The organism is Rhodococcus sp. NPDC059234 (assembly GCF_042754225.1).
GTDB lineage: Bacteria > Actinomycetota > Actinomycetes > Mycobacteriales > Mycobacteriaceae > Rhodococcus_G.
The window spans coordinates 1-4,274 of sequence record NZ_JBHZAH010000197.1 but is presented as its reverse complement, the minus strand read 5'-3'; the positions used below and the strand labels follow the sequence as shown (position 1 = coordinate 4,274).

Sequence of the window (4,274 nt, the reverse complement as noted above, 5' to 3'; positions counted from 1 at the left end):
GTCCAAGTATGCGCCCTTTCTGGAACTAGTCAAGAAAACGGCGAAGGGGGTCGCCCGCGCATCTCGCGGGCAACCCCCTTCGCCGCCACCTCAGGCGTCGAGCGCGGCGAGAGCCTTCGCCACTCCCTCCCCGTAGGCCGGGTCGCACTTGGTGCAGTTCTCGATGTGCCGCTTGACGATCTGCTCGTCGACGCCGTGGATGTTGCGGGCGGTGTTCTCGAACAGCGCCTGCTTCTGGTCGGCGCTCATGTTGTTGAACAGCACCCGCGGCTGCGAGTAGTAGTCGTCGTCGTCCGCACGGTAATCGAAGTGGTCGGCCACCGCGCCGACAGCCTGCGCCGGCTCGCGGTACTGCGGCTGCTCCTGCCACTTGCCGTAGGAGTTCGGCTCGTAGTGCAGCGAGCTGCCGTTGTTGCCGTCCACGCGCATCGCACCGTCGCGGTGGAAGTTGCTCACCGGACACTTCGGCGCGTTCACCGGGATCTGGAAGTTGTTGACGCCCAGCCGGTACCGCTGCGCGTCACCGTAGGAGAACAACCGGCCCTGCAGCATCCGGTCCGGGGAGAAGCTGATGCCGGGCACCACGTGCGCGGGGTTGAACGCCGCCTGCTCGACGTCGGCGAAGTAGTTGTCGGGGTTGCGGTTGAGCTCCCACTCACCGACCTCGATCAGCGGGTAGTCGCCCTTCGGCCACACCTTGGTCAGGTCGAACGGGTGGTACGGCACCTTCGCGGCGTCGGCCTCGGGCATGATCTGCACACACAGCTTCCACTTCGGGAAGTCGCCCCGCTCGATCGCGTCGTACAGGTCGCGCTGGTGGCTCTCGCGATCGTTGCCGACGAGCTCGGCGGCCTCGGCGTCGGTCAGGTTCTCGATGCCCTGCTGAACCCGGTGGTGAAACTTGACCCAGAACCGCTCGCCCGCAGCGTTGATGAAACTGAAGGTGTGCGAACCGAATCCGTGCATGTGCCGGTACGAGGCAGGGAGGCCGCGGTCACTCATCACGATCGTCACCTGGTGCAACGCCTCCGGCAGCGAAGACCAGAAGTCCCAGTTGTTGTTGGCGCTGCGCATGTTGGTGCGCGGGTCGCGCTTGACCGCGTGGTTGAGGTCCGGGAACTTGAGCGGGTCGCGGAAGAAGAAGACCGGGGTGTTGTTGCCGACGAGGTCCCAGTTGCCTTCCTCGGTGTAGAACTTGACCGCGAATCCACGGATGTCACGCTCGGCGTCGGCGGCGCCGCGCTCACCCGCGACGGTCGAGAACCGGGCGAACAGTTCGGTCTTCTTGCCGACCTCGGAGAAGATCTTCGCGGTGGTGTACTTGGTGATGTCGTTGGTGACAGTGAAGGTGCCGAACGCGCCGGATCCCTTGGCGTGCATGCGTCTTTCGGGGATGACCTCGCGGTCGAAGTGCGCGAGCTTCTCGAGGAACCACACGTCCTGCAGCAGCTGCGGCCCGCGCGGGCCCGCGGTGGCGACGTTCTGGTTGTCGGGCACCGGTGCTCCGACCGCGGTGGTCAGCTTGGCATCGGTGTTCTTCGGATCAGAGCTCATGCGTGTGGATCCCTTCCCTACTCGCCGCGCCAGCAGGCGTCGGCACTCGTTTGGCGTTGGACCTCGGTCGGACCTGCGTCCGACGGCGGCGTGACCGATCGGATGCCGGGGCACCCGACGCGGGGCTGGAACTCGGTCACGACTACCACTGCAACACCTTTTCTGGAATTAGTCAAGAAAAGACGGACGGGGTCTTCCCGAACAGCTTCCACCCTCGCCGCATCGCGCGCCCGGCGAACGCGTCACCGAGTTGCAAACGTGTCGCGATGCGCCGACGGACTCGTACCCAACACCCGCCCGAAGTGCAACCTCAGCGAAGCCGCCGACCCGAAGCCGGACTCCCCCGCCACCGAATCCACGCTCAGTTCGGTAGTTTCGAGCAGCACGCGGGCCCGGTCCAACCGTTGACCGATCAGCCACTGTTGCGGACTCTGGCCGGTTCGCTCGCGGAACTGACGGGTGAAGGTGCGCCGGGTCAGCAGCACCGCGCGCGACCAGTGGTCGAGGTCGACCGGTTCGGACAGGTGCAGCCGCGCCCACACCATCGCCCGCTCGATGGCGTCCTCCCCGTCCTCCCGGGGCGCGGGCAGCGGGATGAACTGCGCCTGCGACCCGCTCCGATGCGGGGCCAGCACCAGACGCCTGGCCAGTTCGGCGGCCACACCGGCACCGAAGTCCGATCGGACCAGGTGCAGGCAGCAGTCGAGGGCGGCCGCCGTGCCCGCCGAGGTCACTACGTCGCCGAGGTCCGACCACAGCACGTCGGATCGCACCCGCACCCGCGGGTACCGCCGCGCCAGCTCGTCCGCCGCGTGCCAGTGCGTCGCGGCCTCACGCCCGTCGAGGATCCCGGATTCGGCGATCGGGAAGGCACCGAGGCACAGTCCGACGACCCGGGTACCGCGTTCGTGTGCACCGCGGATCGCGTCGAGCAGCGGTCGGGACGGCGGTCGGTCGCGCACCCAACTGGGAACGACGACGGTGTCGGCCGAGGCGATCTCGTCGAGGGAGTGCGCGACGGAGATGTCGAAGCCGGCCTCGCTCGGAAAGGTGCCCGGCGCTTCCGCACATATCGACACCCGATAGCGCGACGCCTCGGGCCCGCCGTGGCCGAAGACCAACGCGGGCACGGACAGGTGAAACGGGCTGATGCCGGGAAACGCGATCACCGCGACTGACCTGACCATGGCCCGATCTTAGTGAAAAGTGTCCTCCGGGCCACTGGCCTGTCGCCTCGCCGCCCCCGATGCTGGGTACATGACATCGACAGCGCAGCATTCGGAATCCGTGAACTCTCCTGTCGGCCACGGTGTTCGGGCCGTCCTGGTCGGCGGACCCACGCTCCACCTGAGGGTCGGCGGCCTGAGCATCCTCACCGACCCGACGTTCGACCGGCCCGGCAGCTACCCCGGCCCGGTCACCCTCACCAAACTGGCCCCCGCCGCTCTCACACCGGACGCCCTCGGCCACGTCGACCTGGTCCTGCTCTCGCACGACCAGCACGCGGACAACCTCGACGACGGCGGACGAGGACTGCTGGCCGAGGTCGACACCGTCCTGTCGACTCCCGAGGCCGCGGGCCGCCTCCCCGGAGTTCTCGGGCTGGCGCCCTGGCAGCGCACCACCCTCACGCGACCGGACGGACGGGCGCTCGACGTCGTCGCCGTGCCTGCCCTGCACGGACCGGACGGGTGCGAGCCGATCAGCGGAACGGTCACGGGATTCGTCCTGAGCGGCGACGAGGTTCCCACCATCTACGTCTCCGGGGACAACGCGTCGGTCGAACTCACCCGGGAGATCGCCGACCGGGTCGGGCCGATCGACGTCGCGGTGCTCTTCGCGGGCGCCGCGGACGTCGGCCGCTTCCCGACGCCGGTGACGCTGACCTCCACGGCGGCCGTCGAGGTCGCCCGGATCCTCGACCCCGCGGTCGTGGTTCCCGTGCACACCGACGGTTGGGCCCATTTCACCGAGGGCGTGGACAGATTCGTGGCGGCCTTCGAGGAGGCCGGTCTCGCCGACCGGACGCGGATTCCGACGCCGGGCGTCGCCTTCGACCTCTGACGTCGGCCGCCCCGGCGAACCGCCCACATTTCACCCGGTCAGGGTGACGCGGGCCGCGGTTGCCGTTCCTAGCGTGAGGTTCATGTCCACAGACACCACGAAGGCGGTCGCCACCGTAGCCCTGATCGCGGTCGTCCTCACCGCCGCCCCGATCATCCTCGCGCTCATCTTCTGATCAGCGCCCCGACTCGATCGAAGGAACCCATGGACGACAACACTCCCGGGGGCTGGGGCGTTTTCGCCGGCCTCGTACTCATCATGATCGGCACCTTCAACGCCATCGAAGGCATCGTCGCGCTCGCCGCACCCTCCCGGCTCTTCGTCGGCGAGGAGAAACTGGTCATCCTCGACTACGACCGCTGGGGTTGGGTGCTCCTCGTCTGGGCCGTCCTGCTGATCGTGGGCGGGGGTGCCCTGCTGGCCGGAGCCACGTGGGCTCGGGTCTTCGCCGTGACCCTCGCGCTGTTGAACGCGATCGGTCAGCTCACCTGGATCGGCACCCAGCCATGGTTGTCGGTCCTGCTGATCGCGCTCAACGTCGGCGTCATCTGGGGCCTCACCGCGGGCTGGCCCGCGAACCGCCAGACCTCGCAGCAGACGCCGGCCTGACATCGGCGTACGTCTCGCCCGCCGTCCGCACCCGAGGGGCCGGACGG

Annotated in this window: 4 protein-coding genes; 2 read left to right on the top strand and 2 right to left on the bottom strand. The window is 68.2% G+C overall.

What is annotated here, in order from left to right; translation table 11 throughout:
• Window positions 1-90 precede the first annotated feature (90 nt).
• Window positions 91-1,554 carry a catalase gene (locus ACFXGJ_RS24050; RefSeq protein ID WP_378625771.1) on the bottom strand — a complete coding sequence of 488 codons (1,464 nt, stop codon included), beginning with the start codon at window positions 1,552-1,554 and terminating at the stop codon, window positions 91-93.
• 242 nt (window positions 1,555-1,796) lie between these two features.
• Complete coding sequence (locus ACFXGJ_RS24045; RefSeq protein ID WP_378625770.1) at window positions 1,797-2,741, bottom strand: GlxA family transcriptional regulator; 945 nt, start codon at window positions 2,739-2,741, stop codon at window positions 1,797-1,799.
• A gap of 100 nt (window positions 2,742-2,841) precedes the next feature.
• On the opposite strand from ACFXGJ_RS24045, the gene ACFXGJ_RS24040 reads away from it, so the two are divergent.
• Both ACFXGJ_RS24040 and ACFXGJ_RS24035 read left to right on the top strand, forming a co-directional pair.
• On the top strand, window positions 2,842-3,618 hold the full coding sequence (locus tag ACFXGJ_RS24040; RefSeq protein WP_378625769.1) for an MBL fold metallo-hydrolase: 777 nt from the start codon (window positions 2,842-2,844) through the stop codon (window positions 3,616-3,618).
• 204 nt (window positions 3,619-3,822) lie between these two features.
• Window positions 3,823-4,227 (top strand): hypothetical protein, encoded by a 405-nt coding sequence (locus tag ACFXGJ_RS24035; protein WP_378625768.1) that lies wholly within the window; start codon window positions 3,823-3,825, stop codon window positions 4,225-4,227.
• Window positions 4,228-4,274: the final 47 nt, after the last annotated feature.